Origin of the sequence: Streptomyces lincolnensis (assembly GCF_001685355.1) — a bacterium.
Classification (GTDB): domain Bacteria; phylum Actinomycetota; class Actinomycetes; order Streptomycetales; family Streptomycetaceae; genus Streptomyces; species Streptomyces lincolnensis.
This window is the reverse complement of the sequence record NZ_CP016438.1, coordinates 9,417,445-9,439,733: the sequence shown is the minus strand read 5'-3', so window position 1 is coordinate 9,439,733 and position 22,289 is coordinate 9,417,445. Positions and strand designations below refer to the sequence as shown.

General features: G+C 71.9%; 14 protein-coding genes. 9 read left to right on the top strand and 5 right to left on the bottom strand.

The annotated features are described in order from the left end of the window. Positions 1 to 574: 574 nt before the first annotated feature. Entirely contained in the window at positions 575 to 1,579 is a 1,005-nt protein-coding gene (locus SLINC_RS41675) for a LacI family DNA-binding transcriptional regulator (RefSeq protein WP_067443612.1), read from the bottom strand. 330 nt (positions 1,580 to 1,909) lie between these two features. On the opposite strand from SLINC_RS41675, the gene SLINC_RS41670 reads away from it, so the two are divergent. The 7 genes from SLINC_RS41670 (at position 1,910) to SLINC_RS41640 (ending at position 14,307) form a co-directional block, all read left to right on the top strand. Further along, positions 1,910 to 2,836, top strand: coding sequence for a carbohydrate ABC transporter permease (locus SLINC_RS41670; protein ID WP_067443611.1), 927 nt, complete (start codon positions 1,910 to 1,912; stop codon positions 2,834 to 2,836). A gap of 4 nt (positions 2,837 to 2,840) precedes the next feature. Then, positions 2,841 to 3,764 carry a carbohydrate ABC transporter permease gene (locus tag SLINC_RS41665; protein ID WP_182449266.1) on the top strand — a complete coding sequence of 308 codons (924 nt, stop codon included), beginning with the start codon at positions 2,841 to 2,843 and terminating at the stop codon, positions 3,762 to 3,764. A gap of 83 nt (positions 3,765 to 3,847) precedes the next feature. Continuing rightward, a complete protein-coding gene (locus tag SLINC_RS41660) occupies positions 3,848 to 5,185 on the top strand; it encodes an ABC transporter substrate-binding protein (RefSeq protein ID WP_067443609.1) in 1,338 nt (445 codons plus the stop codon). Between the two features lie 83 nt (positions 5,186 to 5,268). Further along, positions 5,269 to 7,308: a beta-galactosidase gene (locus SLINC_RS41655; RefSeq protein WP_067443608.1), complete on the top strand. Its 2,040-nt coding sequence runs from the start codon at positions 5,269 to 5,271 to the stop codon at positions 7,306 to 7,308. A 125-nt stretch (positions 7,309 to 7,433) separates the two neighbouring features. After that, positions 7,434 to 9,473: an RICIN domain-containing protein gene (locus tag SLINC_RS41650; protein WP_067443607.1), complete on the top strand. Its 2,040-nt coding sequence runs from the start codon at positions 7,434 to 7,436 to the stop codon at positions 9,471 to 9,473. Between the two features lie 133 nt (positions 9,474 to 9,606). Then, complete coding sequence (locus SLINC_RS41645) at positions 9,607 to 10,074, top strand: hypothetical protein (RefSeq protein ID WP_067443606.1); 468 nt, start codon at positions 9,607 to 9,609, stop codon at positions 10,072 to 10,074. A 210-nt stretch (positions 10,075 to 10,284) separates the two neighbouring features. Next, positions 10,285 to 14,307: an nSTAND1 domain-containing NTPase gene (locus SLINC_RS41640; protein ID WP_067443605.1), complete on the top strand. Its 4,023-nt coding sequence runs from the start codon at positions 10,285 to 10,287 to the stop codon at positions 14,305 to 14,307. 56 nt (positions 14,308 to 14,363) lie between these two features. Here SLINC_RS41640 and SLINC_RS41635 read toward each other — a convergent pair whose 3' ends face one another. After that, a complete protein-coding gene (locus SLINC_RS41635) occupies positions 14,364 to 15,224 on the bottom strand; it encodes an NAD(P)-dependent oxidoreductase (protein WP_067443604.1) in 861 nt (286 codons plus the stop codon). A 126-nt stretch (positions 15,225 to 15,350) separates the two neighbouring features. Between SLINC_RS41635 and SLINC_RS41630 the strand changes: the two genes are divergently transcribed. Then, positions 15,351 to 15,848: a lamin tail domain-containing protein gene (locus SLINC_RS41630; RefSeq protein WP_067443603.1), complete on the top strand. Its 498-nt coding sequence runs from the start codon at positions 15,351 to 15,353 to the stop codon at positions 15,846 to 15,848. A gap of 7 nt (positions 15,849 to 15,855) precedes the next feature. Here the strand turns inward: SLINC_RS41630 and SLINC_RS41625 are convergent, their stop codons facing one another. The 3 genes from SLINC_RS41625 to proP all read right to left on the bottom strand — a co-directional run bounded on the left by SLINC_RS41625 (position 15,856) and on the right by proP (position 19,539). After that, positions 15,856 to 16,233 (bottom strand): luciferase domain-containing protein, encoded by a 378-nt coding sequence (locus SLINC_RS41625; protein ID WP_067443602.1) that lies wholly within the window; start codon positions 16,231 to 16,233, stop codon positions 15,856 to 15,858. Positions 16,234 to 16,326: 93 nt separating this feature from the next. Beyond that, a complete protein-coding gene (locus tag SLINC_RS41620; protein WP_067443601.1) occupies positions 16,327 to 17,754 on the bottom strand; it encodes an alkaline phosphatase family protein in 1,428 nt (475 codons plus the stop codon). Between the two features lie 276 nt (positions 17,755 to 18,030). Next, positions 18,031 to 19,539: a glycine betaine/L-proline transporter ProP gene (gene proP, locus SLINC_RS41615; RefSeq protein WP_067446350.1), complete on the bottom strand. Its 1,509-nt coding sequence runs from the start codon at positions 19,537 to 19,539 to the stop codon at positions 18,031 to 18,033. A 166-nt stretch (positions 19,540 to 19,705) separates the two neighbouring features. On the opposite strand from proP, the gene SLINC_RS41610 reads away from it, so the two are divergent. Beyond that, on the top strand, positions 19,706 to 22,282 hold the full coding sequence (locus SLINC_RS41610; protein ID WP_067443600.1) for a SpoIIE family protein phosphatase: 2,577 nt from the start codon (positions 19,706 to 19,708) through the stop codon (positions 22,280 to 22,282). Positions 22,283 to 22,289: the final 7 nt, after the last annotated feature.

Genomic DNA, 22,289 nt, shown 5'->3' with positions numbered 1-22,289 from the left:
TCCGAACTGTTTCCGGTGAGGACAGAGAGATGCCCGCAACGGTAACCCGCCCCCCGATCACTCCGACATGCCCCCCGTCTCGTCACCGACGTGGCCTGGGCCACATCACGTGACTCCGCCGGGCCGGCTCCGCTCCCGAGCTGTCGGCGTCGCCGGGCGCGACCCGGTAGAAGTGCCCCAGCTTGGCCGTCGGCCGGTGCCGCGGCCGGGGCGAGCGGCTGCCCGGGGTCTGTCTCTACGGCGCGAGCCGACCCGTAGACGAGACGCCACCGGTGGAGCAGGTCCGACCCGGTAGGGCGAGGCCGACTCGGTAGAGCGGACCGACCGTCAGGACAGCCGCCGCCCGTCACCGTCAGCTACCGCTACAGCGGCGCGGGGAAGCCCGCCACCTGTTCACCTGCCCCGAGCGGCCGGTCCCCGCGGACCCGATGGACCCAGACCCGGTGAGCACGGTGAGCGCACGTCCGATACGAACCGCCCCGCCTCCCGGACGGCCCGTCGAGCCCTGACCCGGTGGCCGCGGACCCGTCGAACCCGAACCCCCCGGTCGCAGTCCCGCCCCCGGCCACCCCCGTCACCCTCCCCCGCCACCCCCATCCGGCGGTCCCGCCGTACTCGCGCGTTCCACCAGCCGAGTCGGCACCAACGTCGTCCCCCGCTCCGGCCCGACCTGGCGCATCTTGCGCAGCACGGCCTGGACGCAGAGCCGTCCCACCTCGGCGAAGTCCTGGTGGAGCGTGGTGAGCGGGGGCAGGAAGGAGCTGGCTTCGGGGATGTCGTCGAAGCCGATGACGCTGACGTCCTCGGGCACGCGTCTGCCGCGTTCGTGGAGGGCGCGCAGCAGGCCGAGAGCCATCTGGTCGTTGGCCGCGAAGACGGCGGTGCACTCCTGCTGGGCGGCGAGTTCGAGGCCGACCCGGTAGCCGGACTCGGCCGACCAGTCGCCGCGCACGAGGGGCGGCACGGTACGGCCGGCCTCCTCCAGGGCGAAGCGCCAGGCGTCGGAGCGTCGCTGGGCGGCGAAGGAGCCTTCGGGGCCGCCCAGATGCCAGACGGTCCGGTGTCCCAGGTCGAGCAGGTGGCGCACGGCGATGCGGCTGCCGCTGTGCTGGTCGGTGTCCACGACCGTGTAGCGGTCGCCTGCGTCGGAGTCGACCACCACGACCTGGACGTGCGGCGGCAGGGTGACGGTCGCGGCGTCGAGGAGGTGGACCTCCATGATGACGATCACCGCGTCGACCGCGAGCTCCTCCAGCCGGGAGAACGCGCCCCGCACCTCGTCCTGGGTCGGCATGGCGACGGGCAGCAGCGTCACCGCGTACCCCTCGGCCGCCGCGGAGGTGGCGATCGCCTCCAGGGTGCGCACATTGCCGGTGGTCGACAGAGTGAAGGTGATCACGCCTATGGTGCGGAACTCGCCGCGCTTGAGGGCGCGGGCCGCGCTGTTGGGCCGGTAGCCGAGTTCCTTCATGGCCGCGAGGACCTGGCGGCGGGTCTCCTCGTTCACACCGGCGTAACCGTTGGAGACCCGGGACACCGTCTGCGACGACACGCCCGCCAGCCGGGCCACATCCGCCATGGAGGCACTGGCCCGCCCACCGCGCCTGAGCCGGCCGCGGACGCGTTTCGGCCCGTCACCCGACGGGTTCGTCGGCGTTCTTCCCACCGTCTCCACTCGCCGTCAGCCACCTCTCACCGCTGCTCACATCACTGTTTCCCCGGAGGACCCTTGACCCCCGCCGACGGGGCAGTGTAGACATGCCGCCATCGGATGTTTACGTAAACATAACAGCTTGCGCCCTTTCCGGAAGGGCTGATGTTTGCGTAAACATCGCGGTGGCGCTGGACCCGCGACGGGCGTCCGGATCCGCACCACCGGTTCCAGGACGTGGACGAGCGAGGAACGACAATGACGACGCTGCAACCGCCGGCGGCCGCCCAGCCGCGGTCGGCACCACCCCCGGCGCGAAAGGACCGGCGCTCCTGGACGGGGTGGGGGTTCATCGGTCCCTTCGTGGCCGTCTTCGCTCTGGTCTTCCTGGCTCCGATCGTGTATTCGGTCTACCTGAGCCTGTACCGCAACCAGCTCATCGGCGGCAACCAGTTCGTCGGCCTGGACAACTACACGCAGGCGTTCAAGGACGAGCAGTTCTGGGACTCCGTGGGCCGCGTCGGACTGTTCCTGGTGATCCAGGTGCCGATCATGCTGGGCATCGCCCTGCTTGTGGCGCTGGCCCTGGACAGCGGGCGGCTGTACGGCAAGAGCTTCTTCCGGATCACGATCTTCCTGCCGTACGCGGTACCCGCGGTGGTCGCCACCCTGATGTGGGGCTTCATGTACGGCACGAAGTACGGCCTGGTCGGTGACATCAACTCCGCGTTCGGCACGACGCTGCCCAACCTGCTCTCCCCCGACTGGGTGCTGGCCTCCATCGGCAACATCGTGACCTGGGAGTTCGTCGGGTACAACATGCTGATCTTCTACTCGGCGCTGCGCGTCGTCCCGACCTCGCTGTACGAGGCGGCCGAGATCGACGGCGCCGGTCAGCTGCGGGTGATCACCTCGATCAAGCTTCCCGCCATCCGGGGGGCGATCGTGATCGCGACGATCTTCTCGATCATCGGCAGCTTCCAGCTCTTCAACGAGCCGAGCATCCTGCGTCCGCTGGCCCTGAACTCCATCACCACCGACTACACGCCGAACTTCTACACGTACTCGCTGTCCTTCAACGGTCAGCAGCACAACTACTCCGCGACCGTCGCCATCATCATGGGCGTGATCACGATGGTGGTCGCCTATGCCGTGCAGTTGCGCGGCATGCGCAAGGGAGCGTGACCCGATGACCACTTCTTCTGTCGCCACCCCCGCTCCCGCCAAGAGCGCCCCCCGCCTGCGGACACCGCGCAAGTACTCACCGGGCAGGCCCAAGCGCAGCAAGCTGCTGACCGCGCTGATGGCCCTGATGGTGCTCTACACGGTCGTCCCGCTGATCTGGCTGCTCATCAACTCCACGAAGACCCAGGCGGGCCTGGCCGACTCCAACGGTCTGTGGTTCGCCAACGACTTCGCGTTCTGGGACAACATCCGGGACACCTTCACCTACCACGACGGCATCTTCGGCCGCTGGCTGCTGAACACCCTGCTGTACGTGGTGCTCGGCGCGGGCGGTGCCACGCTGCTGGCGGTGCTGGGCGGGTACGCGCTCGCGAAGTTCTCCTTCCCCGGCAAGCGCGCGATCTTCGCCGTGGTGATCGGCGCGGTGGCCGTGCCGGGTACGGCCCTGGCGGTGCCGACCTTCCTGATGTTCAGCAAGATGGGGCTGACCGACACGCCCTGGGCGGTGATCATCCCGTCGCTGGTCTCGCCGTTCGGCCTGTATCTGATGTGGGTGTTCGCGGCCGAGGCGATCCCGACCGAGCTGCTGGAGGCGGCGCGGATGGACGGCGCCGGCGAGGTGCGGACCTTCTTCCAGGTCTCTCTGCCGCTGCTGGCCCCGGGCATCGTGACGGTGCTGCTGTTCACCACGGTCGCCACCTGGAACAACTACTTCCTGCCGCTGATCATGCTGAAGGACCCGGACTGGTATCCCCTGACCCTGGGGCTCAGCTCCTGGAGCTCCCAGGCGCAGACGATCGGCGGTGACGTGATCTTCAACCTGGTGATCACCGGTTCGCTCCTGACCATCGTGCCGCTGATCGCCGTATTCCTGCTCCTCCAGAAGTACTGGCAGTCCGGACTCGCCGCAGGAAGCGTCAAGGAATGACGCCCGCAGACCCCACGATTGAGCACCACCCGTACCACCCCCACCCTCACCTGTCCCACCCACGACGAAGTGGAAGCACCTCCATGCGCAGAACAACGAGCCGCCTCCTGCGGGGCCTCGCCCTCGTCTCCGCCCTCGCCCTCGGCGCCACCGCCTGCGGCAGCTCGGACGACGACAGCTCCGAGCAGAAGCAGGTCTCCGCCGCGGACATCCAGGCGGCCCTCAAGAAGGGCGGCACGGTCAACGTGTGGGCCTGGGAGCCCACGCTGAAGACGGTCGCCGCCGACTTCCAGAAGAAGTACCCCAAGGTCAAGATCAACCTCGTCAGCGAGCGGTCGGGCGACAAGCACTACACCGCGCTGTCGAACGCCATCTCCGCGGGCAAGGGCGTGCCCGACGTCGCGCAGGTCGAGTACTTCGCGCTCGGTCAGTACTCCCTCACCAAGGGCCTGTCGGACCTGGCCCCGTACGGCGCCGAGAAGCTCGCCTCGAAGTACACGCCGGGTCCGTGGAACGCCGTCAGCGACGGTGACAAGGTCTACGGCCTGCCGATGGACTCCGGTCCGATGGCGATGTTCTACAACAAGAAGGTCTTCGACAAGTACAAGGTCGCCGTCCCGACCACCTGGGACGAGTACCTGGAGGCGGCCCGCAAGCTGCACAAGGCCGACCCCAAGGTGTACATCGCCAACGACGAGGGCGACGCGGGCTTCACCACCTCCATGCTGTGGCAGGCCGGTTCGCGCCCCTACAAGGTCGACGGCACCAAGGTCTCCATCAACTTCGACGACGCCGGCGCCAAGAAGTTCGAGGCCGTGTGGCAGAAGATGATCGACGAGAAGCTGGTCGCCCCGATCACCGGCTGGACCGACGACTGGTACAAGGGCCTGGGTGACGGCTCCCTCGCCACGCTGACCACCGGCGCCTGGATGCCCGCCAACTTCACCACCGGTGTGCCGAACGCCTCGGGCGACTGGCGCGCGGCCCCGATGCCGGCCTGGACCAAGGGCGACAAGGCCAGCGCGGAGAACGGCGGCAGCTCGCTGACGCTGCCCACGCTGGGCAAGAACAAGGAACTGGCCTACGCGTTCGTCGAGTACGCCAACTCCGGTGACGGTGTCGCCACCCGCGTGTCGGAAGGCGCCTTCCCCGCCACCAAGGCGGAGCTGGAGTCCCCCGCGTTCCAGAGCAAGAAGTTCGAGTACTTCGGCGGCCAGGAGGCCAACAAGATCTTCGCCGAGTCCGCGGCGAACGTGGCGAGCGACTGGTCGTACCTGCCGTTCCAGCCGTACGCCAACTCGATCTTCAACGACACGGTCGGCAAGGCCTACGTCTCCAACACCAAGCTGGCGGACGGTCTGAAGGCCTGGCAGGACGCCTCGATCAAGTACGGCAAGGAGCAGGGCTTCACCGTCGAGTAACCAGCAGACGGTAAGCAGCAGGACTCCGGGCGGCGCGGCACCCGGGCCGCGCCGCCTCGTGCACCCCTTTCGGAAGGACCGCCATGATCTCCACCCTCCTGTCCCGCTCGGGCGGACCGGACGGTGACCCCGCTCCCCGCTTCGCCTACGGCGCCGACTACAACCCCGAGCAGTGGCCCCGGGACGTGTGGGAGGAGGACGTCCGGCTGATGCGCGAGGCCGGCGTCAACATCGTCAGCGTGGGGATCTTCTCCTGGGCCCGCATCCAGCCGGCCGCGGACGAGTGGGACTTCGCCTGGCTCGACGAGGTCATGGACCTGCTGCACGCGGGCGGCATAGGCGTCGACCTGGCCACCGCGACCGCCTCTCCGCCGCCCTGGCTGACCACCGCGCACCCGGAGATCCTGCCGGTCACCGCGACAGGCGAGACGCTGTGGCCGGGAGCCCGCCAGCACTGGCGTCCCACCTCGCCCGTCTTCCGCGAGCACGCCCTGCGCCTGGTGCGGGAGATGGCGACCCGGTACGCGAACCACCCGGCGCTGGTCGCCTGGCACGTCTCCAACGAGCTGGGCTGCCACAACATCTACGACTACTCCGACGACGCGGCCGGTGCCTTCCGTGCCTGGCTGCGCGCCCGCTACACCACGCTCGACGCCCTCAACCACGCCTGGGGCACGGCGTTCTGGTCGCAGCGCTACAGCGACTGGGACCAGATCCTGCCGCCCCGGCTCGCCGCCGCGCACCCCAACCCGACCCAGCAGCTGGACTTCAAGCGCTTCTCCTCGGACGCGCTCAAGGACTATCTGCGGGCCGAGCGGGACCTGCTGCGCGACCTCACCCCGGACGTGCCCGTCACCACGAACTTCATGGTGATGAACGGCACCAAGGGCATGAACTACCCGGACTGGGCCGAGGAGATCGACTTCGTCTCCAACGACCACTACGTCCACCCCGGCCCCCAGGACCGCGACGAGCTGTCCTTCTCCGCCAACCTCACCAGCGGTGTCGCGGGCGGGCGGCCCTGGTTCCTGATGGAGCACTCCACCAGCGCGGTCAACTGGCAGCCGGTCAACGTGGCCAAGCGGCCCGGCGACCTGGCCCGGGACTCGCTGCTGCACGTGGCGCACGGCGCCGACGCGGTGTGCTTCTTCCAGTGGCGGCAGTCCGTGGCCGGCGCGGAGAAGTACCACTCGGCGATGGTGCCGCACGCCGGCGCCGACAGCGACCTCTTCCGCGCGGTGGCCGCCCTCGGCGCCACCCTCAAGACCCTCGCCCCGGTCGCCGGGAGCGAGCGGGAGCCGGCCCGGGTCGGGATCATCTACGACTGGGAGTCGTGGTGGGCGAGCGAGCAGGACTCCCACCCCACCGCCCTGCTGGACTACCGCCAGGAGGCACTCGACTGGTATTCGGCGCTCCTGGCCCTGGGAATCCGCGCCGACCTGGTCACCACCCGCGCCGATCTCTCCCGCCACCAGGTGCTGATCGCGCCCGTGCTGCACATGGTCCCCGCCGACCTGGCCAAGGAGCTCACGCGCTACGCCGAGCAGGGCGGCCATCTGATCGCCACGTACTTCTCCGCGGTCGTCGACGAGAACGACCACGTCTGGCTGGGCGGTTACCCGGGCGCCCTGCGCGATCTGCTCGGCATCCGCATCGAGGAGTTCGGCCCGCTGCTCGCCGAGGACACCGTCGAACTCGACGACGCGAGCACCGGCAGCCTGTGGACCGACCGGATCACCGTGGCCGACGCCGACACGGAGGTCCTGGTCCGCTACCGCACCGGTACGCAGGCCGGGCGCCCCGCCATCACCCGGCGGGCGAGCGGCACCGGTTCGGCCTCCTACGTCTCCACGCGCCTCGGTGTCACGGGGCTCACCGCCCTGCTGCCGCGCCTGCTCGGGCCGGCCGGGGTGGAGAGCGAACTGCCCGCGGACCTCCGGGGCCGCGTCGAGCTGACCGTGCGCCGCGGCGCCGACAGCCGGTTCCTGTTCCTGGTCAACCGGACGGACGACACCGTGCCGGTCTCCGGCCTCGCCGGAGAGGTCCTGATCGGTACCGCCGGCACCGACGGCGCCCTCACCCTCGGACCCCGGGACGTCGCCGTCCTGCGCCAGTCCGTCTGACCCACCGCACCACGCACCGCACCCCACGACTCCTCGGTCGGCACACGCCCGACCGAGGCCCGTCCCTCCCGCCCCACGGCGGGAGGGGCCACCGCAGCGACCACCACCGCAGTTGGGAGCACACGATGGCACGCCGTACCCGCAGCAGACGGTTCCTCGGGGCATCCGCCCTGACGGCCCTGGCCACCGGGGCCGCCCTGCTCAGCGTTCCCGCGCAGGCCCAGGCAGCCGCCTCGGTCACCGTGACGCCTGACCCGTCGTACAAGCAGCAGAAGTTCGACGGCTGGGGCACCAGCCTGGTCTGGTTCGCCAACGCCACCGGCGACTATCCGCCGGCGATACGCGAGAAGCTCGCGAAGCTCCTCTTCGGCGACGACGGCCTGGCGCTGAACATAGCCCGGTACAACATCGGCGGCGGCAACGCCCCCGACGTCAAGGACTACCTGCGCGCCGGCGGCGCCGTGGAGGGCTGGTGGAAGGCGCCCGCGGGCACCACCCGCGAGGACACCGACTGGTGGAGCGCCGACGACCCGGCCGACTGGAACAAGAACGCCGACGCCACCCAGCGCTGGTGGGTGGACCGCATCAAGAAGGACATCACCCACTGGGAGACCTTCAGCAACTCCCCGCCGTGGTTCATGACCGTCAGCGGGTACGTGTCGGGCGGCTTCGACGCCAACGCCGAGCAGCTCAAGGAGGAGTCGGTCGACGACTTCGCCGCGTACCTGGCGGGTGCGACGAAGCGGCTGGAGAAGGCCGAGGGCATCAAGGTCGACACCGTCACCGGGGTCAACGAGCCCAACACCAACTACTGGAGCACCCGTCTGGGCGCGGACGGCCAGCCCGTCGGCGGCCGTCAGGAGGGCGCCCACATCGGCCCCGAGCTCCAGCAGAAGCTCATGGCCGCGCTGGCGCCCGCGCTGAAGAAGGCCAAGGTCAAGGCCGACATCTCGGCGATGGACGAGACCAACCCGTCCATCTTCGCGACGAACTGGAACTCCTACTCGCAGGAGTCCAAGGACCTCGTCGGCCAGATGAACGTCCACACCTACGGCACCGCACAGCGCACCACCGTGCGTGACCTGGCCAAGGCGGCGGACAAGCCGCTGTGGATGAGCGAGGTCGAAGGCGACTGGGGCGACGGGCAGAGCTTCACCGACATGCGGCCCGGTCTCGGGCTCGCCCAGCGGATCGTCGACGACCTGCGCGAACTGGAGCCCAAGGCCTGGGTGTTCTGGCAGCCGGTCGAGGACTACGACAACATGAAGCCGGGCGGCGAGTCGGCCAAGGGCGGCAACTGGGGCAGCATCCAGCTCCCCTTCAGCTGCACCTCCAAGGACACCCTGAAGACCTGCCCGATCTACACCAACACCAAGTTCGACACCGCGCGCAACTTCACGCACTTCATCAAGCCCGGCGACAAGCTGATCAGGACGAACGACACCTCCAGCGCCGCCGCCGTGACCGCGAACGGCAAGGGCGCCTCGCTCGTCCACGTCAACAGCACCACCGAGGCCCGCACGGTCACCCTCGACCTGGCCAAGTTCCGCGAGGTCAGCAAGGGCGCGACCGTCACCCCGGTCGTCACCAGCGCCGACGGCAAGCTGGCGCGGCAGGCGCCGATCAAGGTCGTCGACCGCAAGGCCACCTTCACCGTGCCCGCCCAGTCGGTGACCACCTTCGCCGTCAAGGGTGTCTCCGGTGTCGCGAAGGACGCCCCGCTGCTGCGCAAGGGCCACGACTACACCCTGACCGGTGTGCAGAGCGGCAAGGCCGTCACCGTCGCCGCCAACGGCACGAACCTGGTCATCGGCACCGGGAACGGCAGCACCGCGCAGCAGTGGCAGCTGACCGGGCGCTACGGCGAGACCGGCAGCCGTCAGCGCTACGAGTTCAGCAACCCCGCCGAGGGCAAGCGCCTGGCCGTCCGCGACAACGTGCCGGTGATCGAGACCGACACGGGTGAGCGGGACGCGGCCGCCGAGTGGATCCTGTCGACCACCGGCGACGGCACCTGGACCCTGGTCAACGCGTCCACCGGGCGCCTTCTGGAGGTCGGCGGCCAGGCCACCGGCGAGGGCGCGGCCGTCACCACGTGGCAGCCCAACTCCGGCTCCAACCAGCGCTGGACGATCACGGACGTGACCGCCGCGTCGAAGAAGTAGCACCGCAGCACGGCAGCCGCCCACCGGGGGCGCTCCGCTCGTCACGCGACCTTGGTCCGTTCGAGTGGTGCGTCCCCGGTCGCGGTCGTAGCGTCGGTACGGCAGACGCGCACACGAACGCCGGGGAGCGGACATGCCGGGACCGACCACGACCAAGGCGGCCGCGCTCGGTGCCGCCCTTCTCCTCGCGGCGGCCATGGCTCCCGCCTCCGCCAGCCCCGCCGCGGCCCCTTCGGCCGCACCCGCCGTGACCCGGCCGGCCGCGGACCCCGTGCTCGTCGACTGCTTCTTCAAGCCCCAGGTGCGTCCGGCCGGCTTCATGCTCGCCTGCGGTGACGGCAACAGCCGGCTCACCTCGCTGACCTGGTCGCGCTGGGACGCGGACGCGGCGGTGGCCCGGGGCCGCAACCTGGTCAACGACTGCGAGCCGTACTGCGCGGCCGGCACCTTCCACTCGTATCCGGTCCTCGTCCGCCTCGACCGTCCGCGGGAGTGGAAGAAGAACCCGCGGCTGCCGCACTACAGCCGGATGACCCTCACCTACACCGACACCCGCCCCGAGCGGCTGGCTCGCGTGGAGACGTATCCCCTGTGGGACTGAGCGGCGGCGGTCACGGCAGGGGGCCCACGGCCGCACGGCGATGGCTCCCCTCCATGCCGTGCGGCGCGTCGGCCCCCACTTGAGGAAAGCGTGTCGGGTGGGCCGAAAACACCCCGTTGCCCCAAGCCCGGACTAGCCCCGACAGTGGTCGGACAAAGTCGGACAGGCTCTCGGGCCCTGCCGGCTGGACACTGCCGGGGGGCGAGGCCGATGGGCCGGGACGAGCAGGACGGGCACCACGGGCGGGAAGACAACGGGGACGCGGATCCGGACGGTATAGCCTCGGCGGCCGACTTCGGCCGTCTGCTCACCGCCGCCCGATTACGGGCAGGGCTGACGGTCCGGGACGTGGCCGACACGGTTCGCATCGCGTCGAGCACGGCCGGGGACTACTTCTCCGGCCGCCACCTCCCACCGGTCCGGTCTCCGGAACTGCTCGCCGCGATCCTGCGCGCCTGCGGCGTCGACGACCCCGACGTCCTGCGCCGCTGGAACGAGGCCCTCGTCCGCGTCCGCATGACCCCCGGCCGACCCCGCCCCGGCTCGCCACCGCCCTACCGCGGCCTGCGCGCCTTCGAGGAGGCGCACGCGGACTGGTTCTTCGGCCGCGAGGACCTCACCCGCCGGCTCACCGACCGCTTGCGGTGCCTGGCGGCGGACGGGGAGGACGGTGTGCCGCCGGAGGCCAGGGCGAGCGCGGGTCCGCCGACGGAGGAGACCGACGGTGACTCACCTACGGCGGGCGGCGCGGACGGTGGCCCGCCCGCCGAGGGTGACACGGGTGCCCGGCTGGCGGCCACGGGTGACTCGGTCGCGGGCCCCGCGTCGCGCGGCACCGGCCGGCACGTCCCGCTCGCGCGTGGTGCCGTCGGCGGCGGGCTGCTCGCCGTGGTCGGGCCCTCGGGGTCGGGGAAGTCGTCACTGCTGCGGGCCGGGCTGATCCCGGCGGTGCGCGGTGGGGCGGTGGATCGGGCGGTCGTGCTGATGACGCCGGGCCGCGATCCCGTGGCCGAGCTGACGCGGCGGCTGACGGAGGCCGGACCGGCCCCGCTGGTCGTGGTGGACCAGTTCGAGGAGCTGTTCACCGCGGGCGCGCGGGAGACCGTGCGAAGACGCTTCGTGGAGCTGCTGCCGCCCGCGCCGGCCCTGGTGGTGATCGGACTGCGGGCCGACTTCTACGCGCAGGCGCTGCGGTATCCGAGGCTCGCGGAGGCGCTGCAGAACCATCAGGTCGTGGTGGGCCCGTTGAGCGCCGAGGAGATGCGCCGGGCCATCACGGGGCCGGCCCGCAAGGCGCGCCTGGAGGTGGAGAGCGGCCTGGTGGAGCTGTTGGCGCGGGATCTCGCCCCGCGCTCGGGCGGCGCCTCGCAGGAGTCCGCCGCGGCCCACGACCCGGGCTCCCTGCCCCTGCTCAGCCACGCCCTGCACGCCACGTGGCAGCGCGCCCCGCGGGGCCGCCTGACCGTCGAGGCCTACCGCGCCAGCGGCGGGATCCACGACGCGGTGTCCCGGACGGCGGAGACGGTGTTCGCGGAACTGTCCGACGTACAGCGGGAGCTCGCCCGGCTGGTCTTCCTACGGCTGGTCCATGTCACCGACGACACCCTGCCCACCCGGCGCCGGGCGCAGCGCCGGGAGCTGGAGGGACTGGCGGGCCCGGACCGGGCGCCGTCCGCCGAGCCGGCCGCGGTGCTCGCCGCGTTCGTCGAGCAGCGGCTGATCACGGCCGACAGCGAGACCGTGGAGATCTCGCACGAGTCGCTGCTGTCCGCCTGGCCGCGGCTGCAGGAATGGATCGGCGCGGACCGGGCCGGGCTGCGTGTGCACCGGCGGCTGACCGAGGCGGCGCGCGGCTGGGACGAGTCCGGCCGCGACCCGGGGCTGCTGTTGCGGGGTACGGCGCTGGCGCTGACCGGCGAGTGGGCTGCGGACGCGGCGCACCGCGAGGCCGTCAACACCCGTGAGCGGGCCTTCCTCGACGCCTCGGCGCGGCACGAGGACGAGGAGCGGCGGGCGGCCCGGCGCCGTACCCGGAGGCTGCGTCAGCTGCTGGCCACGGCGCTGGCGCTGCTGTTGGTGGCCAGCGGTCTGTCGGTGTACGCCGAGCGGCAGCGGTCGCGGGCCGACCGGGCGCGCACGGAGGCGGTCTCGCGGGAACTGGCCGCCGAGGCGGACCGAATCGGCGCGCACGACCCGGCGGTCAGCGCCCAGCTCGCCCTGGCCGCCTACCGCACCGCTCCGACCCAGGAGGCGCGGGCCCGGCTGATGGACTCCTCGGCGGCCCCGACCGCCACCCGGCTGACGGGGTTCACCGGCCTGGTGCAGTCCGTGGCGCTCGACGCCGGGCGCCGGCTGCTCGCGGCCGGCTCCTCCGACGGCACCGTCCGGCTGTGGAGCACCACTGACCGGTCCCGGCCCGAGCGGCTGTCCCGGCTGCGCGTCTCGGCCGAACTCGCCGTCTTCGCGGTGGCGTTGAGCCCGGACGGCCGCATCCTGGTGGCGGGCGGCGGCAAGGGCCTGCTGCGGCGCTGGGACGTCTCCGATCCCCGGCGTCCGCGGCCGCTGCCCGCTCTCGCGGGTGCGTCCGCCGAGACCGTGTACGCGCTGGCGTTCGTCCCGGGCGGCCGGGGCCTGGCCGCCGCGGGGGCGGACGGCACCGCGCGGCTGTGGGCCGACGGGCAGGCGGCCGGTGCGGCACGTCCCGTGGTGTTCCGGGGCGGCGGGGACTTCCTCCAGGCGGTGGCGTTCAGCGCGGACGGGGCGCTGCTCGCGGCCTCGGGCCGGGACGGGCGTGCCCGGCTGTGGCGTACGGGCGGCGCGTCCGGTGCCCGTCCCCTGGCCACGCTGGAGGCGTTCGACGGGTCCGCCCTGAGTGTGGCGTTCAGTCCGGACGGGCGGTTCCTCGCGGCCGGCAGCCAGGACCGCACCACCCGGGTGTGGGACGTGTCCGACCCGGCCCGTCCCCGCCGCGCCCCGGACGCCGGCGGCGAGGCGACCAGCTGGGTCAACGCCGTGGCGTTCGGCCCGGACAGCGGGGTCCTCGCCATCGGCGGCAGCGACGACGCCGTACGGCTGTGGGACCGCGCGGCCGGCCATGTGACCGCCACGCTGCCGCACCCGGGGGCGGTGACCTCGGTGGTGTGGTTCGACGCGCGGACGCTGGTGACGGCCTGCGCGGACGGGGTGACGCGGCTGTGGTCCCTGCCCTCTCCGGTGCTGACCTCGGCCGAGGGGGTCAACGCGCTCGCCTACAGTCCGGACAGCCGGCTGCTCGCCGTCGGCACGCTGCACCTCCAGCTGTGGGACGTGGCCCGGCACGAGCGGGTGGGCAGGCCGTGGAAGCCGGGCGGCGACACCTTCGTGCAGTCGGTGGCCTTCGCGCCCCGGCAGCGGCTTCTCGCGGTCGGCTACGGCGACGGGCTCGCGCGGCTCTTCTCCTACACGCCCGACGGCGGGCTGAGCCCGCGGGGCGCCCCCTTCCGCGCGGCCGCCACCGGCACGGTGGAGTCCCTCGCCTTCGCCCCGTCGGGCACGGTCCTGGTGACGGGCGCCGACGACGCGACCGTACGCCTGTGGGACGTGCGGCGGGCGGACCGGGTGCGGGCGCTGCGCACGCTCACCGGGGCCACGGACGCGCTGCTGTCGGTGTCGTTCAGCCCCGACGGACGGCATGTGGCCGCGGGCGGCATCGACCGGGCCGTCCGCGTCTGGCGCACGGACGGGTCGCGCGCCGAGCCGCTGGTGACGTTGCGCGGTCCCACGGGGTATGTGTGGTCGGTCGCCTTCAGCCCCGACGGCGGGCTGCTCGCGGCGGGGAGCGCGGACCGTACGGTCCGGCTGTGGGACACCCGCGACATCGCCGCGCCCCGGCGGGTCGGCCCCGAGCTGACGGGATTCACCAACTACGTGTACTCCGTGGCCTTCGGCCGCGACGGGACCACCCTCGCGGCGGGCAGCACGGACGCCACCGTCTGGCTGTTCGACGTCTCCGAGCCCCGGGCCCCCGAGGCACGGGCCGTGCTGACGGCGGCAACCGGGCACGTCTACGCCGTCGCCTTCAGCCCGGACGGCGGGACGCTCGCGGCGGGCGGCGAGGACCACACCGTACGGCTGTGGTCGACCGACGCCGACGCGATCGCCCGGCGGCTGTGCGCGAGCCTGGGCGATCCGCTGTCCGCGTCGGAGTGGCGCCGGTTCCTGCCGTCCCTGGACGACGCGCCGTCCTGCGCCTGAGCCGGTGGCACGGCGGGCGCGGCCGGGTCCGCCCGCGAGGGCGCGGTGACCTGTGTTCAGGCGGCGCCGTGGCGCTCGTCCAGGAGCTCGGCGATCAGGCGGTCGCTCGTCACGGTGGGGGCGTCCTTGTGCTCCTCCCACCGTGCGAAGGTCCGCGCGGCGGCGTCGGCGAAGGTGCCGGGCAGGCCGCTGTCCCGCCAGGCCTCGGCGATCTCCCGCATCTCGGGCTCCCAGCGCCAGGCCTTGGGCCCGGCGCTCGCGAGCCGGTCCGGCGCGGCCAGCGGGGTGCCGGGCAGCAACTGGGCGGTGAGGTCGCGGAAGTCGTCCAGGACGCCGTGGTCCGCGGCGAGGGCCGAGGCCTCGGCGGCGAGCGCGTAGGAGATCTTGTTGTAGGCGGCGAAGGCCAGCTTCAGCGCCGAGGCGCGGCCGACCGGCCCGTCGAGGACGACCGGGGTCAGCAGGGTGCCGGCGAACAGCGCGCGGACCGGTTCCACCGACGGGGCGTCACCGGAGAGGTAGAGGCGGGTGGTTCCGGTGGTGCGGGGCGGCGGTCCGGTGATCCCTCCGTCGACCAGGGTCGCCCCGCTGTCCGCCAGCGTGTCGGCGATCTGCTCCATGCGGCGCGGGCTCACCGCGTTGGCGTCGACGTAGACGCCGTCGAACCCGGTCGCCGCGACCTGCCGGGCGACGTCGAGGGCGGCGGCCGGCGGGCACACGCTCAGCACCAGACCGCACCGGGCGGTCAGCTCGGCCATGCTCCCCACGGCTGCGAGCCCGATCCGCTCGGCCCGCTCGCGCGTGGCGGCGGAGCGGCCCTCAGCCGACCACCAGACCCTGGCGCCCGCCGCCACGGCCTGCGCGGCCACCTGCGCTCCCATGGAGCCGGGGTGCACGATTCCCACGTCCGCGTGATCCATGGCGGGACCCTATCGCCGTGACCGGACAGACCTCGCCCTTCACATTTTCCCCACGTTTATGCCATTGAACGTTCACACAGCAGGTAGGCTCCTGACGCTCCATTCGCACCACAGGGGGGAATTCCCATGCGTAAGCGTCATGTCCTGGCGGCCACCGCCACCGCGGCCGGTCTCATAGCCGCCGTGACCGCCTCTCCGGCGCAGGCGGCCGAGTACTCGTCGGCTCTGAAGCTCAAGGGCGTCCAGTACGACGCGCCCGGCTCGGACTCCAACAACTGCCGTACCGGCAACACCAAGAACGAGTACCTGACGATCAAGAACTACTCGCGCTCGACGACCGTGAACCTCAAGGGGCACGTCGTCAAGGACGCCACCGGCAACACCTTCAAGTTCACCGCCAGTCACAGCCTTCAGCCCGGTGACTCCATCAAGCTGCGCGGCGGCAAGGGCACCGACTCCGACGCGAACAACGTCGTCTACCGCCAGAACTGCAACTTCATCTGGAACAACGACAAAGACACCATCTACTTCTACAAGCCCTCCGGTGCCCGGGCCGACGTGCACTCGTACACCAAGCGCGGTTCCGACCGTGACGGCAACGGCTATGTGAACTTCCACGGCTGACGGACCGTCATCGCGCGATCGCCGCACCGCGGTGCTCGTTGCAGCGCACGGCCGGCGCAGGCTGGCCGGCCGTGCCGCCCTGGTGGGCCTTGAGGGCGACGCTGACCAGCGTCATCAGCAGATCGATGTCCGACTCGCACTCCAGGCGGACGGTCACCCAGCCGGAGGCGGGCACCAGGCGAATCGCGGTCGAGCCCTTCAGATCACCGCGCAGCCGGTGGATCGCGGGCGCCGATAGATGGACGTCGGCCATCCGGTCGGAGTGGAAGTGCGCGATCTCGGCGCCGTCGGCGCGCAGCGCCCGCCCCGTTCCGCAACTGGGCCGCGCCTCCACGAGATCGGGCCAGTCCACCAGGCGGGTCAGGGCCCGCACCGCTGTCGTCATGCCCTCATCATGAGGAGATCACCGCCCGGCCATCAAGGTTTGAGGGGAACTTAACCACCTCGTAGCCTCGACGGACCGGACGGTGGGCGTCCGCTACACGTGCGGGCGGCGGCCCCGTTCCTGGTGCGGGAACCGCTGGTCGGCGCCCGGCAGTGTGGGCTTGGGCAGCGTGGCCACCTCCTCCTTGGCCTTCTGGAGCTGCTCGGCGGTGTCGTCGGGCAGCCGGGGCGGCCGCGGCCGGCCGCTGGAGAAGCGGAACGCCGAGGTGAAGTCCCCGAAGGTGTCCCGACGCCAGTCGGTGATGTTGGGCTCCTCGACCCCGGTGAACCGCTCCAGGAAGCGGAGCGCGGAGGTGTGGTCGAAGGCCTCGGAGGCGACCCAGCCGCCCACCGTCCAGGGCGAGATGATGATCGCCGGGACCCGGAAGCCGCCGCCGATCGGCAGCCCCTGGATGAACTCGCCGGGCGTGCCCGCGGGCGGGGTCGGCGGGGCCACGTGGTCGAACAGGCCGTCGTTCTCGTCGTAGTTGAGGATGAAGGCGGTCTTGCGCCACACCTTCGGGTTGGAGGCGATGGCCTCGATCTTGGAGGCGACGAAGTCGGCGCCGGCCGCGGGCAGGTAGTCGGGGTGCTCCGACTGGTGGCTCGTCGGCATGATCCAGGACACCGCCGGCAGCCGGTCGCCTCGGGCGTCGTCCTCGAACGTGCCCTCCGGCTGCGGGCGCACACCGCGCTCGTACAGGTCGGAACCGGGCTTCGCGTCCTTGAACGCCTGGAACTGCTCCAGCATGTTGCAGCCGTAGTCGTCGTCCTGCTGGTACACCTTCCAGCTGATCCCGGCCGCCTGGAGGCGTTCGGCGTACGTCGTCCAGCGGTACGGTGTCGGCGCGACGTTGCTGGTGATCGGGCCGCCGTGGGTGCCGTCCGGGTCGATGCTCGCGGTCATCCACATCAGGCGGTTGGGCCAGGTGGGCCCGAAGACCGAGCAGAAGTAGTTGTCGCAGATGGTGAAGGTCTCGGCGAGCGCGAACTGGAACGGGATGTCCTCGCGCGTGTAGTAGCCCATGACGTAGGGGCCGTTGACGCCGTCGGCCTTGCGGTGGGCCGGCAGCCAGCGGTCCATCTTGCCGCCGTTCCACGCCTCGTGCTGCACCGACCAGGCGTGGCTGGTGGACGGTATCGCCTGGGCGCTGGAGGTGCGGGTGTCGAGGTGGAAGGGCAGCAGGTAGCCCCTGGGGTTCTCGGTGTCGGGCTGGTAGAAGACCGAGCGCCCGGTGTCGAGTTTCGGCGCGCGGGGGTCGGCGAAGCCGCGGACCCCCGACAGGGTGCCGAAGTAGTGGTCGAAGGACCGGTTCTCCTGCATCAGCATGACGACGTGCTCGATGTCGCGCAGCGAACCGTGCCTGGGCGGCTCGGCGGCGACGGCCTTCTGGACGCTCGGCGGGAGGAGCGAGAGCGCCGCGGCGCCACCCAGCGCGCCGGCGGCCGGACCCAGGAGTCTACGACGGGTCAACTCAGCCATGAATGCCCCTTGTTGAGCAGACGGAGAGGAGGAAGTGCGGCGGTCTCGCGGGTTCGGGAGACCGACCGCCGATCACTCTCCGCCCGGCTCCGGGCAGGACATCAGGCGCAACGGATGAACGTGTGGCCAACGAGTCGCATGGAGTTGGCCAAGCCATGACCGGGGCCACCGCGGCGCCGTCGGGGCGTCACTTCGCCGTAGGAAAACATGCCCGTTACACACATGCGGGCGGGGTCCTGGGTGGCTGTTTTCCGGCGGTATGCCAGAAGCGGTATGTCAGAACCGGGGCGCCGGTGCCCGGCTCTCCACCAGGTCGGCCGCCTCCTCCTGGGTCGCCACGGAGGGCGGTGAGCCCGCCAGCGGCTTGCGGGCCGTCTCCTTCATGCAGGCCACGGCGACCGTGCCCACCACGGCCGCGGCCATGGCGTAGAAGGCGGGCATCAGATCGCTTCCGGTGGCGGAGATCAGCGCGGTGACCACCAGAGGTGTCGTGCCGCCGAACAGGGAGGTGGAGAAGTTGTAGCCGATGGACAGGGCGCCGTAGCGCACCTGGGTGGGAAAGAGCGCGGGCAGCGCCGCGGACATGGTGCCGAGCATGCACACCAGCGACAGCCCGAGCAGCAGCATCCCGCTCGACACGGCCACCACGGAGCCCTGCTCGACCAGCAGGAACGCCGGCACCGACAGGACCAGGAAGCCGAGCATCCCGGTCATCAGCAGCGGCCTGCGGCCCACCCGGTCGGAGAGCCGGCCCACCTGGTTGATGACCAGCATCAGCACCAGCATGGTGGCGATGAGGAGCAGCAGTCCGTGCGCCTCGGAGTAGCCCATCTCGTCCGAGAGATAGGTCGGCATGTACGACAGGATCATGTAGTTGGTGACGTTGTAGGCGCCGACCAGGCAGACGCACAGGATCAGCGTCGGCCACTGGCGCCGGAAGACGGCCGCCAGGTCGCTCCTGGTCGTCGTCTCCACCGCGGACGCGACGTCGGAGGCCCGGTGCAGGGACTCGTCCTCCAGCTTCTGGAAGGCCGGGGTCTCGTCCAGCCGCAGCCGCAGGTACAGGCCGACCAGCCCGATGGGGCCCGCCACCAGGAAGGGCACCCGCCAGCCCCAGGACTCCATGCCCGGGCTGCCCAGCACCGCGGTCAGGGCCGTCACCAGGCCGGCCGCGCCGACGTAGCCGGCGAGCGTGCCCAGTTCGAGGAAGCTGGCGAAGTAGCCGCGCCGCCGGTCCGGCGCGTACTCGGCGATGAAGGTGGAGGCGCCGCCGTACTCACCTCCCGTGGAGAAGCCCTGGACCAGGCGGAACAGGATCAGCAGGACCGGGGCCCAGAAGCCGATCGCGGCGTACGACGGGATCAGCCCGATGGCGAAGGTGCCGGCCGCCATCATGATCATCGTGGTGGCGAGGACCTTCTTGCGGCCGATCCGGTCCCCCATGGGCCCGAAGACCATCCCGCCCAGCGGCCGGACCAGGAAGGAGACCGCGAAGGTCGCGAAGGACGACAGCAGTTGGACGGTGTCGTTCCCGGAGGGGAAGAAGACATGGCCGAGGGTGACGGCGAGATAGCTGTAGATGCCGAAGTCGAACCACTCCATGGCATTGCCCAGCGAGGCCGCCTTCACGGCCCGTTTGACCGCCGCCTCGTCCGTGACCGTGATGTCCGTCCGCCGCAGGGGCGGGTTCCTGCGCCGACGGACGGCCCTGAACAGGGTGCGGTGCCGCTTGACCGCCTCCGGGTCGGCATCGATCTCCAGGGCATCGGGCTCGCCCGCCGCCATCATGTGCTCCTTTCCACCAGGCACAAGGTCCAGGAGATCGGCTGCTCAGTCGCGGCATTCGCAAACGCGCCGCGGCGGAGACGTCCGCGCGGATGCGCGCCGGGGGGCGCGTGGCGCATGCTGGCTGTGTCGTCGCCCGTGTGACGGCACGGACGAGGTAGGGCCGATGACTGCGAGCGCGGAGGACACGCATCCGACGCCCGGACGGCTGGCGGCGCTGCTGATCGACGCCTCCACGGAGGCGGTCAGCGCGACCGGCGGCCACGCGGGAGGCGTCTACCTGCGCTGCCGCACCCCTGGACTGCTGCGCCTGGCCGTGCTCGCCGGGCTGCCGGGGCCCCTGTTCCGCCCCTGGTGGCGGCTGCACGTGGACCGCCCCTTCCCGGTCGCGGACGCCTACCGGCTGGGTGTCCAGGTGGTCCTGCCGAACGCCACCGAGACCATGCGCCGCTACCCCCAGTTCGCGGCCGGTCTGCCCTTCCAGTTCGGCTCGCTCTACATACCGGTCGGGGCGGGCGCCGACCCCTTCGGCGTGCTCACCGTGCTGCGGCCCTCCGTCGCCGACGCGGCCGAGGTGCTGGGCGTCCGCGACCGCATGGCACGGGTGGCCCAGGACCTGGGGACCGCCCTGCGGGGCCTGGAGGACGGCGCCGAGACGGTCGCCTGGGACGACGATCCGCTGTGCGTACGGCCCGCGGCCACCCGTCCGCCCGTGGAACGCCTCGGGCGCTTCGCCTGGGACCCGGCGACGCAGACGGTGACCGCCGACGAGGCCCTGCACCTGCTCCTTGGCGTGCCGCCCGACGGCTTCCCCGGGGCCGTGGAGGCCTTCGCGCGGACCGTGGCACCCTCCGACCCGCATCTCCTCCTGGCGGCGCTGCGCGGCGCGTCCGTGGGCAGACCGCCGCATCTGCCGCTGTATCTGCGCGGGCCGGAAGGGGCGTTGCGGCTGGTGGACCTGTGGAGCGCCGAGGAGGCGGCCGACCTGTCGGGGATGTGGACGGGCGCGGGTCCGGTCAAGGGCATCGTCCTCGATCCCGGTCCGGCCGCGGTGGCCGACGCGGCCGCCGACCTGCTGCCGGACGGCGTGTTCTGTCTGGACCGCGCAGGCCTGGTCGTCTACGCCAATCCGCGCGCCGCGCACCTGCTGCGCCGGGAGCGGATCGAGCTGCTCGGCAGGCCCCTGTGGGAGACCGTGCCGTGGATCGGCCGGCCGGACGTGGAGGACCATCTGCGCGGTGCGCTGCTCGCGCCTGAGCCGGTGCACTTCCACGTCCCCAGACCGCCGGCCCAGGCGCCGAGGCCGCGGCCGTCCGAGGGTGACTGGCTGTCCTTCGCCGTCCACCCGGGCCCGGACCGGCTGACCTGCGTGATCCGTCCCGCGGCCGGGATGAGGGACACCTCTCCCGCCGACCTGGCGGCCGGGCACGCCACCGGCCTCCCCTCGGCGAACCGGGACCCGGCGGCCCCTCCCGGCCCGGACGGCGGGACCGGCACGGCGTCCGGCCTCGTCCCGCCGGCGCCTTTGTACCGGCCGATCGTCCTGGCCATCGCCCTCACCGAGGCGGTCACCGCCCGCCAGGTCTCCGCGGTCGTCATGCGCGAGGTGCTGCCCGCCTTCGGCGGCCGCCGGCTCGCCATCTACCTGCTCCAGGACCGGCACCTGTATCTGGCCTGGGAGTCCGGCTTCCCGCAGGGCTTCCTCACCCCGTTCGAGGGGGTGGGCCTGGACGTCCGGCTGCCCGGCGTCGAGACGCTGACCACCGGCCGCCCGCTGTTCTTCGACTCGATGCAGCAGCTCACGGACGCCTATCCCGGTATCCCGCTGGACGCGACGGAGGGCGCCCGCGCCTTCCTGCCCCTGATCGCCTCCGGCCGGCCGGTCGGCTCGTGCATCCTCGGCTTCGACCGCCCGCGCAGCTTCAGCACCGAGGAACGCACCGTCCTCACCGCGCTCGCCGGTCTGATCGCCCACGCCATGGAGAAGGCGCAGCGCTACGAGACGGAGGCCGCCCTCGCCCGCGGCCTCCAGCAGGCCCTGCTGCCCCGGCGGCTGCCGGTGCATCCGCGGGTGGAGACCGTCGGCCGCTATCTGCCGGGCACCCAGGGCATGGACATCGGCGGCGACTGGTACGACGTCGTGGAGGCGGGGGACGGTCTGGCGCTGGTCATCGGGGACGTCCAGGGGCACGGAGTGCAGGCGGCGGCGACCATGGGACAGGTGCGCAGCGTCGTCAGGGCGTTCGCGCTGGGCGACCGGCCGCCGGACGAGGTCATGAGCGCCACCAACCATCTCCTCATCGATCTCGACCCCGGGCTCTTCGCGAGCTGCTGCTACCTCCGCCTCGACCCCGCCACCGGGCTCGCCCAGGTCGCCCGGGCCGGGCACCCGCCGCCGCTGCTGCGCCACCCGGACGGCCGCACCCAGGTCCTGGACCTGCCCGGCGGGGTGGTGCTCGGGGTGGACCCGCGGGCCCGCTATCCGGTGACGGAGCTGATGATGGAGCCCGGCGCCGTCCTCGCGCTGTACACCGACGGTCTGGTGGAGGTGCCCGGCGGCGACATCGACGACGGCATCGGCGCGCTGCGGGTGGCGCTGGCGAAAGCGGGCGGCCCCGCGGCACGCCCGGGCGGCCGTTCGCTGGCCGCGGTGGCCGACCGGCTGACCGTGACGGCCCGGCACGCCGTGGACCGTCCCGACGACATCGCCCTCCTGCTCGCCACGCGCCGTGACGCGCGCTGAGGCCGAG